General features: G+C 45.8%; 17 protein-coding genes. 10 read left to right on the forward strand and 7 right to left on the reverse strand.

Annotated elements, in window-relative coordinates; genetic code table 11:
* Positions 1 to 360 precede the first annotated feature (360 nt).
* Complete coding sequence (gltX, locus tag B4F66_RS04500; protein ID WP_292354679.1) at positions 361 to 1,764, reverse strand: glutamate--tRNA ligase; 1,404 nt, start codon at positions 1,762 to 1,764, stop codon at positions 361 to 363.
* 91 nt (positions 1,765 to 1,855) lie between these two features.
* Between gltX and B4F66_RS04505 the strand changes: the two genes are divergently transcribed.
* Together B4F66_RS04505 and B4F66_RS04510 are read left to right on the forward strand one after the other, a co-directional pair.
* Entirely contained in the window at positions 1,856 to 2,788 is a 933-nt protein-coding gene (locus B4F66_RS04505) for a quinoprotein relay system zinc metallohydrolase 2 (RefSeq protein WP_292354678.1), read from the forward strand.
* A gap of 65 nt (positions 2,789 to 2,853) precedes the next feature.
* A complete protein-coding gene (locus B4F66_RS04510; protein WP_292354676.1) occupies positions 2,854 to 3,606 on the forward strand; it encodes a quinoprotein dehydrogenase-associated SoxYZ-like carrier in 753 nt (250 codons plus the stop codon).
* Between the two features lie 79 nt (positions 3,607 to 3,685).
* Here the strand turns inward: B4F66_RS04510 and B4F66_RS04515 are convergent, their stop codons facing one another.
* A complete protein-coding gene (locus tag B4F66_RS04515; RefSeq protein ID WP_292354675.1) occupies positions 3,686 to 4,045 on the reverse strand; it encodes a hypothetical protein in 360 nt (119 codons plus the stop codon).
* A gap of 214 nt (positions 4,046 to 4,259) precedes the next feature.
* Between B4F66_RS04515 and B4F66_RS04520 the strand changes: the two genes are divergently transcribed.
* From B4F66_RS04520 to htpX, 5 genes are read left to right on the forward strand one after another with little or no spacing between them, the layout of a single operon-like run.
* The gene (locus tag B4F66_RS04520; RefSeq protein WP_292411173.1) at positions 4,260 to 5,126 is read left to right on the forward strand and encodes an NAD(P)-dependent methylenetetrahydromethanopterin dehydrogenase; all 867 of its coding nucleotides are present in this window, start codon (positions 4,260 to 4,262) and stop codon (positions 5,124 to 5,126) included.
* Positions 5,127 to 5,134: 8 nt separating this feature from the next.
* Entirely contained in the window at positions 5,135 to 6,178 is a 1,044-nt protein-coding gene (locus B4F66_RS04525) for a beta-ribofuranosylaminobenzene 5'-phosphate synthase family protein (protein WP_292354671.1), read from the forward strand.
* Between the two features lie 9 nt (positions 6,179 to 6,187).
* Complete coding sequence (locus B4F66_RS04530; RefSeq protein ID WP_292354669.1) at positions 6,188 to 7,093, forward strand: NAD(P)-dependent methylenetetrahydromethanopterin dehydrogenase; 906 nt, start codon at positions 6,188 to 6,190, stop codon at positions 7,091 to 7,093.
* A 24-nt stretch (positions 7,094 to 7,117) separates the two neighbouring features.
* Entirely contained in the window at positions 7,118 to 8,221 is a 1,104-nt protein-coding gene (locus B4F66_RS04535; RefSeq protein WP_292354668.1) for an ATP-grasp domain-containing protein, read from the forward strand.
* A 54-nt stretch (positions 8,222 to 8,275) separates the two neighbouring features.
* A complete protein-coding gene (gene htpX / locus B4F66_RS04540; RefSeq protein WP_292354666.1) occupies positions 8,276 to 9,157 on the forward strand; it encodes a protease HtpX in 882 nt (293 codons plus the stop codon).
* Between the two features lie 67 nt (positions 9,158 to 9,224).
* Here htpX and B4F66_RS04545 read toward each other — a convergent pair whose 3' ends face one another.
* The 5 genes from B4F66_RS04545 to glyQ are packed head-to-tail and all read right to left on the reverse strand — an operon-like array spanning position 9,225 to position 15,604.
* A complete protein-coding gene (locus tag B4F66_RS04545; RefSeq protein ID WP_292354664.1) occupies positions 9,225 to 11,306 on the reverse strand; it encodes an EAL domain-containing protein in 2,082 nt (693 codons plus the stop codon).
* Positions 11,293 to 12,045: a lysophospholipid acyltransferase family protein gene (locus B4F66_RS04550; RefSeq protein WP_292354662.1), complete on the reverse strand. Its 753-nt coding sequence runs from the start codon at positions 12,043 to 12,045 to the stop codon at positions 11,293 to 11,295. Before B4F66_RS04550 ends, B4F66_RS04545 begins: the two co-directional genes overlap by 14 nt.
* Complete coding sequence (gmhB, locus tag B4F66_RS04555; protein ID WP_292354660.1) at positions 12,045 to 12,584, reverse strand: D-glycero-beta-D-manno-heptose 1,7-bisphosphate 7-phosphatase; 540 nt, start codon at positions 12,582 to 12,584, stop codon at positions 12,045 to 12,047. Before gmhB ends, B4F66_RS04550 begins: the two co-directional genes overlap by 1 nt.
* A 9-nt stretch (positions 12,585 to 12,593) precedes the next feature.
* Positions 12,594 to 14,672, reverse strand: coding sequence for a glycine--tRNA ligase subunit beta (gene glyS / locus B4F66_RS04560; protein WP_292354658.1), 2,079 nt, complete (start codon positions 14,670 to 14,672; stop codon positions 12,594 to 12,596).
* The gene (glyQ, locus tag B4F66_RS04565) at positions 14,669 to 15,604 is read right to left on the reverse strand and encodes a glycine--tRNA ligase subunit alpha (RefSeq protein ID WP_292354657.1); all 936 of its coding nucleotides are present in this window, start codon (positions 15,602 to 15,604) and stop codon (positions 14,669 to 14,671) included. Before glyQ ends, glyS begins: the two co-directional genes overlap by 4 nt.
* A 178-nt stretch (positions 15,605 to 15,782) precedes the next feature.
* Here glyQ and gshB point away from each other — a divergent pair, with 178 nt between their 5' ends.
* The 3 genes from gshB to B4F66_RS04580 are packed head-to-tail and all read left to right on the forward strand — an operon-like array spanning position 15,783 to position 18,812.
* Complete coding sequence (gene gshB / locus B4F66_RS04570) at positions 15,783 to 16,727, forward strand: glutathione synthase (RefSeq protein ID WP_292354654.1); 945 nt, start codon at positions 15,783 to 15,785, stop codon at positions 16,725 to 16,727.
* Positions 16,724 to 17,770: an FAD:protein FMN transferase gene (locus tag B4F66_RS04575; protein ID WP_292354652.1), complete on the forward strand. Its 1,047-nt coding sequence runs from the start codon at positions 16,724 to 16,726 to the stop codon at positions 17,768 to 17,770. The genes gshB and B4F66_RS04575 overlap by 4 nt, the downstream gene beginning before the upstream one ends.
* Before the next feature lie 4 nt (positions 17,771 to 17,774).
* On the forward strand, positions 17,775 to 18,812 hold the full coding sequence (locus B4F66_RS04580) for an energy transducer TonB (protein WP_292354650.1): 1,038 nt from the start codon (positions 17,775 to 17,777) through the stop codon (positions 18,810 to 18,812).

The following is an 18,812-nucleotide window of genomic DNA, read 5'->3' on the forward strand; positions in this document are numbered from 1 at the left end:
ATTTGAGTCAGTTCGCTGTAACGTTGGTTAGCATAGTTACCTGCTGGCATAACCCAGTTATTAGCATTTTTTTGCATATCGATGAGTTCATCAGCAGCCACCAGACCTGGTGCTGCTAATCCCATCATTGCAATTGATAATGTTTTCAGCTTCATAAAGTTGTCCTCTATTGCTTTTTAGTTTTGTACGTCACGATTTGTTCGGATGAACCTCATGCGTATGACGAACCTTAATCCGACTTCCCGGGTTCGTCAAGAACTTTACACAACTTTTTTATGAGTATTTCCATCTTATTTTCGGGAAGATTTTCCCGACAACATAAGCTTTTGAAATTTAACAACTTTATTTTTCAGCTAAAAATCAGGCATGATCTTTGATCCATCTAATTGCAGACTGAATAGCGGTGAGTGCGCGCTCTCGACCATAGAGCTCTAAAGTCGCATCCAAGGAAGGAGAAATCGTATTTCCTGTTATCGCTACCCGTATTGGCTGTGCCACTTTGCCCATACCAACTTCATGTTTGTCAGCACAGTTCTTGATGACTGAATGAATCGGTTCAGCCAGCCAATCTTTGAGCTCAGTCAATTCTGCCAATACGGCTTCTAATAATGGCAAGCTGGCTTCAGTCAGATTTTTCTGTGCAGCCTTTTCATCATAGGTTTCGACGTCCCGGTAGAAGTACACACTTGATTCCGCCATCTCTTTAAGAGTTTTGGCACGCTCCTGCAACAACACCACAACATCTATCAGTGCTGGACCATCAGCAGGGTCGATACCCAACTCACCCATATGCCAGCTCAAATGCTGTGCAACGTGTTCCGGGGAACTGGTTTTAATATAATGCTGATTAAGCCAGATTAATTTATCCGTATTAAAGCTGGATGCTGCTTTGTTCACATCCTGGATATCGAATAACTGCGTCATCTCAGCAAGAGAAAAAATTTCCTGATCACCATGAGACCAACCTAATCTGACCAGATAATTCAGCAATGCTTCGGGAAGATATCCCGCATCACGATAACTCATGACACTGACTGCTCCATGTCGTTTGGACAGGCGTGCGCCATCATCACCTAAAATCATCGGTACATGAGCAAAAACGGGTGGTTTAGCGCCCAGTGCTTTAAAAATATTTATTTGCCGTGGAGAGTTATTCAAATGATCATCACCACGGATAACGTGGGTCATCTGCATATCCAAATCATCTACCACTACGGTTAAGTTATAGGTGGGCGTGCCATCTGGACGGGCGATAACCAAATCATCCAGCTCACTATTCTCAAAAACCACATTGCCTCGAATGGCATCTTCAACCACCACTTGGCCCACGGTAGGGTTTTTAAAGCGGATAACCGGTTCAACACCTTCTCGGGGAGTGGATAGATGACGGCATCGTCCGTCGTATCGTGGTTTTTGCTTATTGGCACGTTGCTCTTCACGCATTGCTTCCAGTTCGTCTTTACTGCAATAACAGTAATAAGCATCGCCCTGATCCATTAGTTGCTGGATAATTTCCTTGTAACGATCAAAACGTTGCGTTTGATAAAAAGGGCCTTCGTCATAATCCAACCCCATCCATGTCATGCCTTCGAGAATCGCGTTCACCGATTCAGCTGATGAGCGTTCGATATCGGTATCTTCAATCCTTAATACAAAACGGCCGCCATGTTTTCTGGCATAGAGCCATGAAAAGAGTGCGGTACGGGCGCCGCCTACGTGAAGATATCCTGTCGGGCTGGGTGCAAAACGCGTACGAATTGTCATAATCAAAAGTTCTCTGCTAGCTATGTGGATGTATTGCGATAAAGTGCGTTATTGTAACAGTTCAGACGCTGACAATTAGTGAGTCATCAACATGCGTATATTAATTTCATTTCTATCTATTACTGTTTCATCCTTTGCCTTTGCCAGCAGTCTTCAGGCAGACAACTATAAGGTGCAGCAGGTTGCTGAAGGTGTTTTTTACCACCAGGGCAGCCACGAAGAAGCGGATGCTAAGAATCTGGGCGCCATTGCCAATGTTGGTTTTATCATTGGTGAGCAATGCATTGCCGTCATCGATAGCGGCGGCAGTTTTCAGGAAGGTAAGTTATTGCGTAAAACCATCCGCCAGCATAGTGACTTGCCGATCTGTTATGTTATCAATACCCATGTGCACCCGGATCATGTTTTAGGAAATGCAGCTTTTAAGACCGATAAGCCGGAATTTGTAGGTCACGAAAAATTACCGGCTGCAATGGCCAGTCGACAGCAACACTTTGCCAGACAGTTTTCAGAGATTTTGGGTGATGCCTACAAAGGCACCGAGTTTATCGAAGCGAAGACCCTGGTTAAGGTTGGCTCACCATTAACATTGGATCTTGGTAACCGGCCACTGATTTTAACCGCATTTACCACGGCGCATACTGATCATGATTTAACCGTTTATGATGAAAAAACCAGTACATTATGGACCGGTGATTTATTATTCGTTGAACGTATTCCGGCCTTGGATGGCAGTATTAACGGCTGGATTGATGCCCTTGATACCTTAATTGAACATGATGCGACAATGATCATTCCGGGTCACGGTACTGCTTTTAACGGTGAAAACTCAAAAGGCTGGCAGGATTTACTGCGCTATCTGACCACCGTACGTGAAGAGATTAGAGTCATCATTAATGATCTGGGAACCATTGAACAAGCCATTGACTCGGTAGGCACGCAAGAAGCTGAAAAGTGGAAACTTTTTGAAGAATATCATCGTCGAAATGTTACCGCTGCTTTTGTAGAACTAGAGTGGGAATAATAATTATTAGGAGAGCGAAAATGATGGGGCGAAATACAATTTTTTGGGCTGTATTTGCAGTTTTTATGAGTCATAGCTTCATTGCAAATGCTGCAACAGCTGAAGAGGATTTATGGTCAGCGCTTAAACAAACCTATTTTGGTGATCGTGAAATTCATGAAAATGCCGATGATGTTTTGATCCTTGAAGCGCCTACCCGGGCTGAAGATGCTGCCATTGTTCCAATCAGTGTCAAATCGGTTCAGCCACAGACCGCTGAAAGATACATTAAAAACATACATATCATCATTGATAAAAACCCGATGCCGTATTCTGCGAATTTCCATTTATCACCGACACTGGGTGATATTGATATCGCTACTCGGGTCAGGGTCGATCAGTACACCGATATGCGCGCTATTGCAGAAATGAATGATGGTTCTTTGCATATGGTGTCAAAATTTGTCAAAGCCTCAGGAGGATGTAGTGCTCCTGCAGGTAAAGACATGGAAGCCGCTATGGCTCGACTGGGCAAAATGCAGATTCGTATGCGAGAAGCCAACATTGGCGAAACAACAAAGGCACAGGTAGTTGTAAGTCACCCGAATAATAGTGGCTTACAGTTTGATCAAAAAACCCGTGGCTATATTCCACCGCATTATGTGAAAGAAATCGTCATAGATTTTGATGATGAAAACCTGATTACACTTGAGGCTGGCATTTCTATAAGTGAAGACCCAAGTATCCGGTTTACCTTCACGCCGCAAAAACATGGTGTGTTAAAAGCGATGGTGAATGACACTAAAGAAATGACTTACAGCATGGATAAACAAATATAGCGGACATTTTCACTACGCCCATGCAAAAAAAAAGGCCGTTTTAAACGGCCTTTTTTTTGTCGCTGATATCTATCAGAAATTATTGGATGCGACATTCTTTATAAGCTGAAGCCGAGACTTCTTCGTATTTATCTATACCGCCACTTAAACCTTTATCATCGCGGAACTGTGCACCTTTGTCTGCTGGCATATTTTGGTACATATAAGCGGTGTTGACATCTTCGAACTCAGTCTGAGTAAAAGCTTCATCAAGTTTGTCCACTACGCATGAACATTTATGCACACCTTCATAGACGTTTAAATTTGTATTTGCCTGCATACAATCATTGACGTATTGCACCTTAGTCACCGTAGAAAAATCCATATGGTCATCGGCAATAGCGGAGGCACTTAACATGGTCATACTGGCAAACAGGACTGTCAGACTGGTTTTCTTCATTCTCTACTCCTAAAATTTTATTATATGGTGCTGCTGTGACTGGTAATTTGGAAGACAAGTTCCTACACAGGAACAGGATATTGCCACTTTAACGTATTGCCAATCAAACTTTTTGATAGAGCATAATGGCAGTTTAATTTCCTCACAGAAACAACATAGGGTAAAATCCAGCGTTTATTTATCTCACATCAAGCCATGCTAAACGCAGGAGAACATGATGAAAAAATTACTGCTTCATCTCGATACTGATACCGTCGCGAGCACATTTGATCAAGCTGTTGCCTATGACTCCGGCGTGGATAATATTATCGCGCATGGTGGAGCAACGCGTGACAATGTCACCTCTCATGTTCATGGCATGATTTTTACCCGCGGTGGAAAGAACCTGAAAAACAGCGCAATTTTTATCGGTGGTTCAAATGTAGCATCCAGTGAGCTTGTCGGAGAAGCTGTAAAAAAAGCATTCTTTGGCCCCGTTCGAGTTTCGGTCATGCTGGATCCAAATGGGTCTAATACCACCGCAGCAGCAATTGCCCGAAAAGTAATGACTGACTACGATATTACCGGCAAAAATGTGGCGATTCTTGGGGCAGGACCTGTAGGGCAACGAACTGCCTTGTACCTGTTAAAAGAGGGTGCAAGCAAAGTCACCCTAACCTGCCGTAGTATGGCGCGAAGCAAAGCCACTGTTGAACATATGAAAAAAGCCTATGGGGTTGATGTGATTCCCGGTGAAACACGGAGTGATGAAGCCGTTGCTGCATTGCTTAAAGACGCCCATGTGGCTATTGCTGCCGGTCCCGCTGGTGTTTGTATTGTTCCAGAGGCGACCTGGACTGCTAGCAAAACACTCGAAGTGATTGCTGATGTTAATGCGGTTCCACCGTTGGGTGTTGAAGGTATGGAAGTGATGGATAACGGGACGGAAAAACAGGGAGTGCGTTTTTACGGTGCTATTGCGATTGGTAACTTTAAAATGAAGGTACATCGAGGAGCAGTGGCTTCACTGTTTGACACCAATGACTTGTTTTTGGACGAAACCACTATCTACGATATCGCCTGTAAAATTGATAACGCCTAGTGATAGCAATGCAACAACCGGTTTCACCTGTTAAGCTTCAGACGATTTGTATACAGGCTCCGGCAAGACTCCACCTAGGTTTTCTGGATCTAAATGGCGGCTTAGGCCGTCATTTTGGCAGTATCGGTTTGGCAGTAGATAGTCACTATACTAAAATCAGCCTTACTGATTCTGATGATCAGCCCCCCTCAGATACCCCCGTTTCAGACTCTATTCGTCACAAAATCACTAAACTGATTAATCAGTTTTATCTCACGTTAGGGTCGAATATCCCGACTGATTTACGCCAAGTCAACCTCACCATTCACTCGTTGATTCCAGAACATGCGGGGCTCGGCTCAGGCACTCAGCTCGCTCTAGTCATTGGTCAGATACTGGCGAACCATCATCAGCTGGACATTCCCACCGCAAAAATTGCTCTGGCAATGGATCGTGGAAAGCGATCAGGAATTGGGATCAGTACCTTTGATACCGGTGGTTTTGTAGTAGATGCGGGCTTAGGGCCTAACTCACAGACACCGGTCAGATTATTTCAGCATGACTTCCCCTCTCAGTGGCGACTGGTAATGTTGATGGATAAAAGCCATCAGGGCATTCATGGTCAAACTGAAATCCAGGCATTTCAGCAATTGCCTACGTTCCCTTTACAGCACTGCCAGCGTATTTGTCACTTGACGTTGATGCAGCTACTCCCCGCATTAATTGAGCAGGATATTCAATTATTCGGTTCCGCCGTGAGCGAAATTCAAGCCCTGATTGGTCAGCATTTTGCCCCAGCACAAGGTGGCCAGTACACCAGCAAAGCCATAGCCATATTGATGGAACACAGCAAGTCTCTGGGCTTTAACGGCATGGCACAAAGCTCATGGGGTCCAACATCCTGCGTATTTACCGAGAGTCAGTCTCAGGCGGATCAGCTTATCGACGAGCTACGTGGCGTGATTGACGCAGATCCTCAATTGCAGAATATTGAATTAATTAGTGCTGCTGGCGTTAATAAGGGTGCTGGCATTACAATCGACGGCAAGACTTTACATTTTAATAAACAGTGAGGGATTAACATGTCCAAGCGCTCCATCATTCATATGCTCAACCCTATGAAACAAAACAGTCCGTTTGATATCAACATGGCATTGGATGCCGGTTATGACATCATCATGCCTTACAATAACGTTGAGTTGAAAGAGGTTGCTGGCTTAACGCAAGACGCCATTTTTTCTCGTGGCCCTGCCGGTGTAAAAAAGACGGGTATGTTTATCGGTGGAAGAGATATTGGCTTGGCAATGGATATGCTTGATGCAGCTAAGTCTGCAATGGTCCCTCCATTCGAAATTCCGGTATTTGCAGATCCAAGTGGTGCTTTTACCACTGCAGCGGCGTTGGTGGCCTGTGTCGAACGTGAATTAAAGAAACAATTCAAACAGGATTACAAAGGTGTTAAAGCGGTTGTGTTTGGCGGTACTGGTCCAGTGGGACTTGCCACCGCAGTAATTGCCGCACTGCAAGGTGCTGAAACCACAATTGTTGATCACTTTTCACTGGATACCGCTCTGCAGTTTTCTGATGAGGCCCGTAAACGTTACGGGGTAAACTTACGAGCCACCACTGCTGCATCTGATGCAGATAAAGCCCGTTTGTTAAGCGATGCTGATGTGGTCTTCTGTACCGCTAAAGCAGGTATTCAGGTCTTGAATGCTTCTGTGTTGAGCGATGCTAAAAAACTTAAAGTGGCCGGCGATGTAAACGCCGTTGCCCCACTGGGTATTGAAGGTCTCGAGTTAATGGATAACGGCGAACCGCTGAAATTTGCCCCACAATGTCCAAATGCTGTCGGTATCGGCGCACTTGCAGTTGGTAATGTGAAATATAAACTGCAGCAAGCATTACTCAGAGAAACACTGGAAAGTGATAAACCTGTTTATCTGGATTTCCGTAATGCCTTTGAAGGTGCTCGTAAACTGGTTTAAGCATAGAAAGTACAGGAGCCAGTAATGGCTGAACATCCGATGCTCCTGTTGATCGTTGCACAAAGCGCAAGAATGCTGGCGCAATCGGCTAGACGGGAGGGTTATACCCTCCGTGTAGCTGATTGCTTTGCTGACATTGATACCCTCGACGCTGCAGATAGATTTCTGCAACTATCTGCGTTGGATAACCTTGAAGAACATCAATGGCTACAGACCATTATTACCTTAAGTGATGATGAGCCATGCTGGTTAATCTGTGGCACCGGTATCGAACGTTTTTATCCTGCTCTGCCAAAGTTACCCGCTCATATCAAATTTGCAGGGCCCTCATATGAGTGCTTTGAGCAGATTTGCCTCCCTGAAAAATGGATTGCGATACTGGAAAAATTATCTTTACCGCATCCTCCAACAACATTCCAAAAACCCCAGACGGAAAATAGTAAATGGCTAGCCAAATCGGCTGCCAGTTGGGGAGGAACACACATTGTTGAAGCAAATTTGGTACCAGAAAGTCCCGACCGATATTATCAACAATATATTGAGGGTATCAGTGGGTCCGTGCTGTTTCTGGCTGCAGCGGATGACATTCAGTTATTACTTTTCAATGAGCAATTTCCTGTTAATCTCAGCCTGTATAACTTCAGTCTAAACGCTATCTCAAGTGGCCTCCAAATTGAGTTAAAACAACAAAACTTTCTCCATCAGACATTACAAAAACTGACTGAACATCTGTCGTTAATCGGTTTGATGTCATTGGATTTTATTCTCAAGCCATCCGGCGAAATTTTTCTGCTGGAACTGAATCCACGTCCTACCGCTTCCTGTCAGTTATTGCCGGATCATGCTCCCATTATCAGTTGGCAGTTGATGAGTTTGACGGGGGGTATGCCTGAAACAGCGCTTGAACTTCCTGCAAAAAAACGAATCTTATGGTTTTGTTTTGCTCCGGAACAAATCATTATCCCGGTGGATTTTGACTGGCCAGAGTATTGCCATGACTTGCCTGCCGAAGGAAGTGTTATCGATAAAGGTGACATCATTTGCAGTTTAATGCTAGACGAAACCGAGCAGAATAATGCTCATCATCTGGCCACTATATTGGTTCAAAATTTAGCGGTTGCCGCTTGAAAACAGTCCGTTGCTGACCCATATTACTGACAACTTAATCTCAAGGAATCTCGAATGAAACGAATCATGTTGTACCTTGCCACCAATATTGCGGTGTTAGCGGTATTAAGCGTGACAATGCGACTGCTCGGTATAGATAGTCTTTTGGATGAGCAAGGTTCTGGTTTAGATATGACCTCCTTGCTTATTTTTGCGGGAATTATTGGCTTCAGCGGTTCATTCATTTCTCTGGCTATTTCAAAATGGACAGCAAAACGCCTGACCGGCGCAGAAGTAATTACTTCACCCAAAAATCAAACTGAAAAGTGGTTGGTGGATACTGTGTCACGTCAGGCACAACAGGCGGGCATTGGTATGCCTGAAGTGGCCATCTATCAATCACCGCAACCTAATGCTTTTGCCACCGGCATGAATCGTAACAATGCCCTGGTCGCGGTCAGTAGTGGTCTGATGCAATCGATGACACAGGATGAAGTAGAAGCTGTTTTGGCACATGAAGTCAGTCATGTAGCGAATGGCGATATGGTGACCATGGCGTTGATTCAAGGGGTGGTGAATACATTTGTTATCGTATTATCCAGAGTGATTGGCCATCTGGTGGACCGGACGGTTTTCAAAACCGAACGAGGACATGGTCCAGCTTTCTGGATTACCTCAATCATTGCTGAATTAGTGCTGGGTATTCTCGCCAGTATTATCGTGATGTGGTTCAGTCGTCAGCGGGAGTTTCGTGCCGATGCCGGCGCAGCAAGGCTTGTTGGCTCAGGAAAAATGATTGCTGCCTTACAACGCCTGGCAGGCACTGCCGAAGAGGCTTTACCCGATCAATTACATGCATTTGGTATTTCAGGTGGACGTGCAGGGATTTCGGCATTATTTATGACGCATCCTCCGCTTGAAAAACGGATTGAAGCATTACGTTCCGGTCGCATTTAACGCTTAACAGGCTGATTTTGCACTTCAAATCAGCCTGTTATATTTATCAGAACCTTCTCTAAACTGATTAGAGATCTTCGTCTTCAAAGTTGTAATCAAGCTTATCTGAAGGCTTATGAATATAATAACCTTGGGCGTAATCAACACCCAACCGCCATAAAAGAGCAAGACTGACTGCGTCTGAGACAAACTCGGCAATACAGGGTTTTTCAGCCTGCTTTGCCATATCGATTATCGCTTTTATGGCTGCCTGATTTTCAGTATCGTTCGCCATATTTTCGACAAAATTACCGTTGATTTTCAGATAGTCAACATCAAGCACATTCAGACTATGCGAAAATCCTATACCGGAACCAAAATGCTCTAATCCAAATTCACAGCCAATGGCCTTAAGTTTGGCAATAGTATTTTTGGTGTCTTCAATATTATCCACGGCAGCTGTTTCACTGATCTCAAATATCAGCGCCTGCCCGGTCAAATTATGTGCTGAAAGGGTGGCTGATAACCAGTCTACATAATCTTTTTCATGCAGAGTCTGTTCAGAAAGTTTAATAAAAAACCGTGTTTTAGGATGCGTTTTTTGATGTTCTGACAGCATTTTAAGTGCTGTGCGTATGACCCATTTATCCACCTCTGCCATCATCTGCAACTTGACAGCATGCTGAATAAACTCCTCCGCTCGCAAGATTTTGTTTCCGTCCTGCAATCTTAACAGAACGTCATAGAACTCTTGTTGAGGACCGTGCAAAGCAACAATGGGTTGAAAATGAATATTGAATAAATCGTTGTTCAGGGCATTTTGCAACACTGTTTTCCAAGCAGAAAGTTCGCCTGAATCACTCTGGGGCATTTTCTCCTGGAATCGAGCTGTCTGATTGCCGCCAGCATGCTGGGCAATAGTACAGGCTTTATCAGCATTCTCCAGAGCCGTTTGGGCTGAGGCGACATTTTCACTGATACGCGCTATCCCAATACTACAGTGCAAATCGATCATTTTACCGTTGGTATGTGAAACAAAATCAGCAACGCTCTTCAAAAAATCATCGGCTCGTTTATCCACAAAACTTTCGTCGGTGCTGGGGATAATAATGGTAAAGATCTGATCACCGTAACGGCCGACCGTTTCACCCTCTTCGGCTGTTTGTAGCAATAGATCGGCAACACTTTTAATCAGAACATCGCTGGTCGTAAGACCTACAAGCTCTTTAATTTGCTGAAAGTCATCCAGCACCATGTAAAGCAAAGCAGAATCCTGCTGATTTTCAGCTGCCTGGTTAACTGCAAGCTGTAACGCATCTACAAAACGCGTTCGATTGTATAGTCCGGTCAGAAAATCAAAGTCACGTAAACGTTGTAGTTGATCGTTGTCTTCAACAACGGCGACATTGCGATCACGAACAACAACCTGAGTACATTCTTCCCCTTCTACCTGTGCATGGCTGAACTCGATATCCGCATCAAATGCATAACCACCACTCTTCAAACACTGAGCTGTGACCGTAGCCGGTTTCGAATCGACCTGCTCAGTAAACTGACGAAATACCATTTTAAATTTGGCGTGGTCGTCAGGATCAATCAAATCCAGAATTGGCAAACCATCAATGTCTTCCTGTTCTTCATAACCAAACAGATTCAGGTAGGCACTGTTAACATATAAATGCATACCCTCGTGCATATAGGCCACGGCATCTCTGGAGCTTTCCAGTAAAGCTCGGGAGCGTTTTTCACTCTCGCGCAATGCACGTTCATTGCGTCGTCCAAGACGTCGCATAAACAGATTATCCAGTTCACGCTCAACAACGAACTTCAGCCGTTCAATGTCATCTTTCAAGACAACATCCTGAACGCCGGTCCGGAACAATTCTTTTTCAGCGGCTTTATTTTCAGTAATCACAATGCATGGTAAATCCTTACCCAGGCGTTTGATTACGTTAACAATTTCAACAGGAGCCAGCGCTGGCAAATTATCACGGCAAATAAGCAAATCCCAGCTTTGCTTGCTTAATGACTGCTCCAATGCGTCAAAATCATCTTCACGTCCAGCTCTGACCGCATGGCCTGCACTGCGTAATATATTAATAATAGCGTCAGCTTCAGTAAGCGAATCGTCAATAATTAATAACCGTAAAATACCTTCAGCTCTCGCCACGCTGCTCACCTTTAGTAAATTGCACCGGTGTTTTCCCTTCCAGTTGGGTCATGGTTGATGTCATCCAATCGTAAGCCTTTTGATTAACGGCCGTAGCTGACAAATCCTGAATCTCTATCTTAGCGCCAATCACCATTTTGATCACGCCTGGACGTTTAAGAAAGCCTTTTTTTGCCCAAAAGCTGCCGGCATTATGCGCCACCGGAACGACTGGAACAGCTGCTTCCACCGCCAAACGGGCTCCCCCCACCCCAAACCGCCCCATCGTGCCAGGCGGTAAACGCGTCCCTTCAGGAAACACCACAACCATTGCGCCTGATTGTAACCGTTCCTTGCCCTGCTCAATTACCTGATGCAAAGCCTGACGGCCGGCATTTCGATCAATGGCGATTGGCCGCAATGAAGCCAGTCCCCAACCAAAAAAAGGAATCCATAATAATTCACGTTTCAACACCCAGACCTGGGGAGGAAAGACAGCCTGTAAGGCCAACGTTTCCCATGCGGATTGGTGTTTGCATAAAATCACACAAGGTTCTTTCGGAATATTTTCTCGTCCTTCAACTTCCAGTCTCAATCCACAAATAACTTTTAACAACCAGATATTCATTACCGCCCAACGACTAACGACCCAGTAGCGCTGTTTAAACGGTAATGGCCAGATTAGCACGCCAATGACCGAGAATAGAATGGCTGTTATTGCGTAAACGATCAGAAAGATGAATGAACGGAAAATTTGCATCAAATGACGATTTCCAACAATGCATCGGCCACTGCAGCCAGGTTGTCATATACTGGTATATCCTTGGGGATACCTTTCTTCAGAGTCTTTTCACCTTTTCCGGTGCGCACCAGAATGGGTTTGGCTCCAGCAGACTGTGCTGCCTGAATATCTCTCAGCGAATCGCCGACCGCAGGCACATGATCCAGATTCACCCGCAGTCGATGGGCAAGCTCTTTAAACGCTGCGTCTTTAGGTTTACGACAGTCACAATTATCATCAGGCCCATGTGGGCAGAAAAAAATGGCTTCAATGCGTCCACCAACCTGCGCCAGCATACGCCGCATTTTACTGTGTATACGATTAAGGGTTTCGACATCCAAAAAGCCTCTGGCAATGCCGGATTGATTGGTAATGATCACCACCCGATAGCCGGCATAATTCAGTCTCGCAATAGCTTCCAGACTGCCTTCAATGGGCTCCCATTCAGACGGAGATTTAATAAAATCATCCGAATCATGGTTTATCACACCATCACGATCGAGAATTATCAGCGACATATACGCATCCTAATTTTGTAATCGGGAAATATCCGCCACACCCAGAAACAATGCCCGAGTCTGATTCAGTAACGCCAAACGATTATGACGAATTGCTTCATCTTCTGCCATAACCATGACTTCGTCAAAAAACGCATCAATACTGTCGCGCATATCGGCCAGACGACGTAATACACCGGCGTAGTCAGCCTTTTGCATCATCGGAGCAACATCTGCAGAGACTTGTTGTAAGGTCTCAGCCAGTTTTTGTTCGGCCGTTTCTTCCAGTAAATCAGGATTTAATTGATGACCCGCTTCGTAGGCACCGTTTTTCCGCAGAATATTATCAATCCGTTTATTGCCTGCAGCCAGCGCTTCGGCCTGCTCCATCTCACGGAAAGCGGACACAGCCTGCATACGCTGCATAAAGTCCAATGGACGCGTGGGTTTCAAAGCAAGCACGGCTTCAAATACATCACCATGATGGCCGGCATCGGCCGCATAGCCACGTAACCGATCAAACAGATATTGCATCACCGGAGCCACGATTTCTGTTTCAGTAAGCTGTTTATCGTAACTTTGCACTGACTGTTGTATAAGTTCAGCCAGATCCAAATCCAGATTATTCTCGATGATAATTCTCAGTATGCCTAACGCCGCACGACGTAAGGCAAACGGATCTTTGGCACCTGATGGTGGCTGACCAATGCCAAACAGTCCGCACAAGGTATCGATTTTTTCGGCAAGACTTAATGCCTGTCCGGTTTTGCCCTGTGGCAAAGCATCACCGGCAAAACGTGGCAGATATTGCTCATCCATCGCTGCAGACAACTCTTCCTGCTCTCCATCAAGACGAGCATAAAAGTTGCCCATAATGCCTTGCAGTTCGGGAAATTCACCGACCATTTCAGTGACCAGATCACATTTGGCCAACATGGCAGCGCGTTCAGCAAGCGCTATATCACCATCAATTTTGCCCGCAATAAAACCAGCCAGTTTCGCAACTCGTTGGGATTTATCAAAGACCGTACCCAGTTGATTCTGGAACACGATGGTTTTCAGTTGTTCCTGACGATCCGCTAATGGACGTTTTCTATCGGTATCCCAGAAAAATGCGGCATCGCTTAACCGGGGTAGAATTACCCGTTCATTACCGGCAATAACTTGCGCCGGATCACGACTTTCAATATTACACACTGTAATAAAAAATGGCAGTAACTTGCCAGCCGCATCTTCTACCGGGAAATATTTTTGATGGCCCTGCATTGAAGAGATCAGTGCCTGCGAGGGCAATTCCAGAAAACGCTTTTCAAACTCCCCCGATAATGCAACCGGCCATTCCACCAGTCCGGTGACTTCATCGAGCAATTCATCATCAATAATGGCCTGACCACCCAGTTGGCTGGCCAATTCTTTGACCTGTCCGCGAATGGCTTCGCGACGCTCAGCAAAATCAACCATCACATGCCCTTCGCTAAGCAATTGTGGCGCGTAGGTTTGGGGACTACTGATTCGAATTGCCTGTGGATGATGGAAACGATGTCCATAACTAAGCTGATTGGATTGTACGCCCAGCAAGCTGGCCGGAATAATCTCATCCCCCAGCATCAAAATCAGCCAATGCACAGGCCTGACAAATTCTTCGGATAAACTGCCCCAACGCATTCGTTTGGGTATGGGCAATGCCGCCAAAGCCTGTTTAACTATCTCCGGCAGTAATTCAGTGGCAGCCTGTCCCGACTGTTTTTCGCGATAGACTAACCAGGCACCTTTATCCGTTTCCAGCGTTTCCAGAGCATCGACATCCACACCACAGGAACGGGCAAAGCCCTGCAATGCTTTGGTCGGGTTACCCTCTTCGTCAAAACCGGCGGTAACAGCAGGTCCACGTTTTTCAATCTGCCGATCCGCCTGGTGGCTCTGCATTTCTGTGATGACAACGGCTAAACGACGTGGACTCGCATAGGCTTTTGAAGTTGAGAAAGTGAGTTCAGCCTCCGCTAATCCTTTTTCGACACCTTTCAGTAAAGCTTCACTCAGAGTCGAAAGGGCTTTAGGCGGTAATTCCTCAGTGCCAAGTTCTAACAGGAAATCACGTACATCACTCATGACTGCACCTCATCCTGTTTGCTTAACATCGGAAAGCCCAGAGATTCACGTCGGTCATAGTAAGCCTGAGCTACTGCTCTGGCCAGTGTTCTGACCCGCAGGATAAAGCGCTGTCGTTCTGTAACCGAAATCGCTTTACGTGCGTCGAGCAAATTAAAGGTATGTGATGCTTTTAAAACCATTTCATAAGCAGGTAATGGCAAGCCCGCTGCAATCATTCTTTCACTCTCTTTTTCACAGGTATCGAACTGTTGAAACAGATGTTCAGTATTGGCATGTTCAAAGTTGTAGGTCGACATTTCTACTTCATTCTGGTGAAACACATCGCCATAAGTCACTTTACCTAATGGACCATCTGCCCAGACCAAATCATAAACACTTGCAACGCCTTGCAGATACATGGCGATACGTTCCAGACCATAGGTGATTTCGCCGCTGACGGGTTTACATTCGAGGCCGCCAACCTGCTGGAAGTAGGTGAACTGTGTCACCTCCATGCCATTGAGCCAGACTTCCCATCCGAGGCCCCAGGCACCTAATGTTGGTGATTCCCAGTTATCTTCTACAAAACGTATATCGTGAATAGTGGTATCAATTCCCAGCATTCTTAATGAACCCAGATACAGCTCCTGAATATTCAATGGAGAGGGTTTGATCAAAACCTGAAACTGGTAATAATGCTGCAGTCGGTTCGGGTTATCACCATAACGTCCATCTGTTGGGCGACGGGATGGTTGTACATACGCCGCACTCCACGGCTCCGGGCCAATAGCTCGCAGGAAGGTTGCCGGGTGGAATGTGCCCGCTCCAACCTCCATATCATAGGGTTGCAATAACACACAGCCTTGTTCTGCCCAGTATTGTTGCAGACGTAGAATCAGTTCCTGAAAAGTTTTTGGCGTGGCCGCCACAGTTGCCGCAGAATCACTCATTGAGAAAATTGTCTTCGCATAACTAAAAATGTACTGATTATAGCGAATAAAGCAGTGGCTTGTAGAGACAACTCAGTAATGAATTTACAGGCTCGACGATTTGACTAATGCGACTGTCACCGCAAAGAAACAGATACGGTACAATGCAGCGACCCATTAATCGTTAAAGAGCAGAATTATGTCGCGACATATCGGCATCGTGATGGATCCCATTTCAGCCATCAATATCAAAAAAGACAGCAGTTTTGCGATGCTGTTGGCCGCCCAGGCCAAAGGCTGGACGATTCAGTACATGGAACAACAGGATCTGTATCTGAGTCAGGGCAAAGTGATGGCCAGCATGCGGGATTTACAGGTCACAGAAGATGCCAACAACTGGTACCAACTTGGCGAACCAACAACCCGCAGACTTAGCGAGCTTGATGCCATCCTGATGCGCAAAGATCCACCATTTGATATGGAATATATCTACAGCACATACCTCTTGGAACAGGCTCAGTCTGAGGGTGTATTGGTGGTGAACCATCCACAAAGCCTGCGTGATGCCAACGAAAAACTGTTTACCGCATGGTTTCCGCAATGTTGTCCGCCCACCTTAGTCACCCGAAAAAAACAATTGATGCGTGAATTTCAGCAACAACATGGCGATATTATTATCAAACCATTAGATGGCATGGGCGGCGCTTCCATTTTCAAAGTCAGCCAAGGCGATCCGAATTTTTCGGTGATTGTCGAAACGCTGACCGAGCAAGGCAAAAAATCGGTGATGGTGCAACAGTATTTACCGGCTATTAAAGACGGTGATAAACGTATTTTGTTGATTAACGGTGAGCCGGTGCCTTGTGCGTTAGCCCGTATTCCTGCCGATGGCGAAACGCGCGGTAATCTGGCAGCGGGAGGGAGAGGTGAAGGCCGACCTTTAACAGAAAGAGACCGCTGGATTTGTCAGCAGGTTGGGCCAAAATTACGCGAAAAAGGTCTGTTATTTGTTGGTTTAGATGTGATTGGCGATTATCTGACCGAGATTAACGTCACCAGTCCAACCTGTATCCGTGAACTGGATCGGCAATTCAACCTGGATATTGCCGGTGATTTGATGAATTGTATTGAGGCACATTTATGAAGACTGTTTTAAACAGCCTTATATTGGTGATTGGATTAAGTTTATTAAGTGCATGCGGTGATCAGGATCGCGCCTTACAAGCCAAGTTTTATGCCTTTGGCACCGAAATCGACGTCAGTCTTTACGGTGTTGATGAAGAAACCGCAACCAAAACCATTGATGCTCTGGAGCAATCCTTTTCAGAAGTAAATGACCTGTGGCATGCCTGGCAACCCAGTGTGTTAACCAAAATAAATGACGCAATTGCTGCAGAACAACCTATCGCGGTAGAAGACAATGTTGCCAGCGTGATTTTACTGGCTCAGAAACTAGCCAAAGACAGTGGCCATTTGTTTAATCCAGCAGCCGGTAATTTATTTGCATTATGGGGATATGAGCAGGATGACTGGTTTGAATCCCGCCCACCTCCTGCACAGGCTGATATCGATGCATGGCTGGCCGTCAGCCCAACGATGGATGATATCGTTATCGAAAATGGTCAATTAACCAGTAATAACACTGCTGTCAGACTCGGTTTTGGCGGTTTTGCCAAAGGTTATGCGGTCGATAACGCCATCGCAATTCTGCAGCAACAGGGTATTGAAAATGCCGTGGTCAATATTGGTGGTGATTTACGGGCGATAGGAACTCATGGCGAGCGTCCCTGGATTATTGGTATTCGCCACCCCAGACACGACAGAGTGTTAGCCTCGGTGGCAGTCAGTGATGATGAAAGTGTTTTCAGTTCCGGTGATTACGAACGATTTTTTACCTACGAAGGTAAACGCTACCCACATATTTTGGATCCACGTACTGGTTATCCAGCTGATCAGGCAATGTCCTCAACGGTAATTCATGAAAATGCTTCAATGGCGGATGCCGCTGCAACAGCAATATTTGTGGCCGGAAGCGACTGGCCAACCATTGCAGCAGAAATGGGAATTGATATGGTAATGCTGGTGACAGAAGATGGTCAGGTTGAAATGAGTCCTGCTATGCAGAAACGCGTCAGATTAACCGGACATGATGCCGAACCGGTGATTCGCGAAATTCCCCACGAGTGAGCGAATGATTTCGACCAGCAGTGCCACTGATCGGATGATACTGACCCTTATCGGGTCGGTTATTTTGCATGTCATCGTGGTGTTTACCATCAGTTTTAATGTTTTTTCTCCACCGACCAACGCCCCGGTCAATCAGCTTGATATCACTTTGGTTAAACAACAAACCGAGCAGGCACCGGAAGAAGCCAGTTATCTTGCCCAGGTCAATAATGAAGGTGGTGGCGAAACCGATGAAAAATCACCTGAACCTACGCCGGAGCTAGCGGTACCTATTGCCGAAGAGACTCCGGCATCAACAGATCCCGTATCTCCCGCGGTTACGGAACTGGATCCGGTTCCTGTAGAACCGGTTAAACCCGAACCTGTTGTGGAACCGGCTCCGCCTGTTGAACCATCCACTCCAGCAGAGGCGCCAGCTGAAAAGGTGGTTCCAGAGCCACCAGCTGAAAAAACAGTTGTTGAAGCAAAACCTGAACCCAAAACCACCAGCAAAAAAGTTACGGCTGAAAATGCTGATCGTAAGGTAGAGACGTCTGAAATTGTCGCTGAAGAGACCGTTGAAGAAACGGCAGAGATTACGCCAAACATTTCCGGGGCAGAGCTGATTGCCCGTGCAAGAAGCGAAATCGGATCACTGCAAAGCACACTGGAATATAATAGCCGGGCATTAAGTGAAACACCAAAAAAACGTCGCATATCAGCAGCTACCAAGGAATATTCTGCCGCCGCCTATATGCGGGCCTGGGCAATGAAAGTCGAACGAATTGGCAACATGAATTATCCGCAGGAAGCCAAGGATAAGGGCGTTAATGGGAGCTTGATGTTATCAGTGGATATCAAACCGGATGGCAGTGTTCCACCCGATGGCATTGTAGTATCACGATCATCCGGGCATAAGGTACTGGATGATGCCGCCGTGCGAATTGTGCGTTTAGGTGCTCCGTATGCCGCAATCCCCGAGGATGTTCTGCAAAATAATGACATGCTTACCATTATCCGCACCTGGAAATTTGAAAGTGCCCGAGGCCTGTCGGCCCGTTAG

The organism is Methylophaga sp. UBA3603, assembly GCF_002375335.1.
Lineage (GTDB): Bacteria > Pseudomonadota > Gammaproteobacteria > Nitrosococcales > Methylophagaceae > Methylophaga.

What these genes read in the sequence shown, in the direction of transcription:
- gltX (WP_292354679.1), bottom strand. Translation starts at nt 1,764, where the DNA reads ATGACAATTCGTACGCGTTTTGCACCCAGCCCGACAGGATATCTTCAC.
- B4F66_RS04505 (WP_292354678.1), top strand. Translation starts at nt 1,856, where the DNA reads ATGCGTATATTAATTTCATTTCTATCTATTACTGTTTCATCCTTTGCC.
- B4F66_RS04510 (WP_292354676.1), top strand. Translation starts at nt 2,854, where the DNA reads ATGAGTCATAGCTTCATTGCAAATGCTGCAACAGCTGAAGAGGATTTA.
- B4F66_RS04515 (WP_292354675.1), bottom strand. Translation starts at nt 4,045, where the DNA reads ATGAAGAAAACCAGTCTGACAGTCCTGTTTGCCAGTATGACCATGTTA.
- B4F66_RS04520 (WP_292411173.1), top strand. Translation starts at nt 4,260, where the DNA reads ATGATGAAAAAATTACTGCTTCATCTCGATACTGATACCGTCGCGAGC.
- B4F66_RS04525 (WP_292354671.1), top strand. Translation starts at nt 5,135, where the DNA reads ATGCAACAACCGGTTTCACCTGTTAAGCTTCAGACGATTTGTATACAG.
- B4F66_RS04530 (WP_292354669.1), top strand. Translation starts at nt 6,188, where the DNA reads ATGTCCAAGCGCTCCATCATTCATATGCTCAACCCTATGAAACAAAAC.
- B4F66_RS04535 (WP_292354668.1), top strand. Translation starts at nt 7,118, where the DNA reads ATGGCTGAACATCCGATGCTCCTGTTGATCGTTGCACAAAGCGCAAGA.
- htpX (WP_292354666.1), top strand. Translation starts at nt 8,276, where the DNA reads ATGAAACGAATCATGTTGTACCTTGCCACCAATATTGCGGTGTTAGCG.
- B4F66_RS04550 (WP_292354662.1), bottom strand. Translation starts at nt 12,045, where the DNA reads ATGCAAATTTTCCGTTCATTCATCTTTCTGATCGTTTACGCAATAACA.
- gmhB (WP_292354660.1), bottom strand. Translation starts at nt 12,584, where the DNA reads ATGTCGCTGATAATTCTCGATCGTGATGGTGTGATAAACCATGATTCG.
- glyS (WP_292354658.1), bottom strand. Translation starts at nt 14,672, where the DNA reads ATGAGTGATGTACGTGATTTCCTGTTAGAACTTGGCACTGAGGAATTA.
- glyQ (WP_292354657.1), bottom strand. Translation starts at nt 15,604, where the DNA reads ATGAGTGATTCTGCGGCAACTGTGGCGGCCACGCCAAAAACTTTTCAG.
- gshB (WP_292354654.1), top strand. Translation starts at nt 15,783, where the DNA reads ATGTCGCGACATATCGGCATCGTGATGGATCCCATTTCAGCCATCAAT.
- B4F66_RS04575 (WP_292354652.1), top strand. Translation starts at nt 16,724, where the DNA reads ATGAAGACTGTTTTAAACAGCCTTATATTGGTGATTGGATTAAGTTTA.
- B4F66_RS04580 (WP_292354650.1), top strand. Translation starts at nt 17,775, where the DNA reads ATGATTTCGACCAGCAGTGCCACTGATCGGATGATACTGACCCTTATC.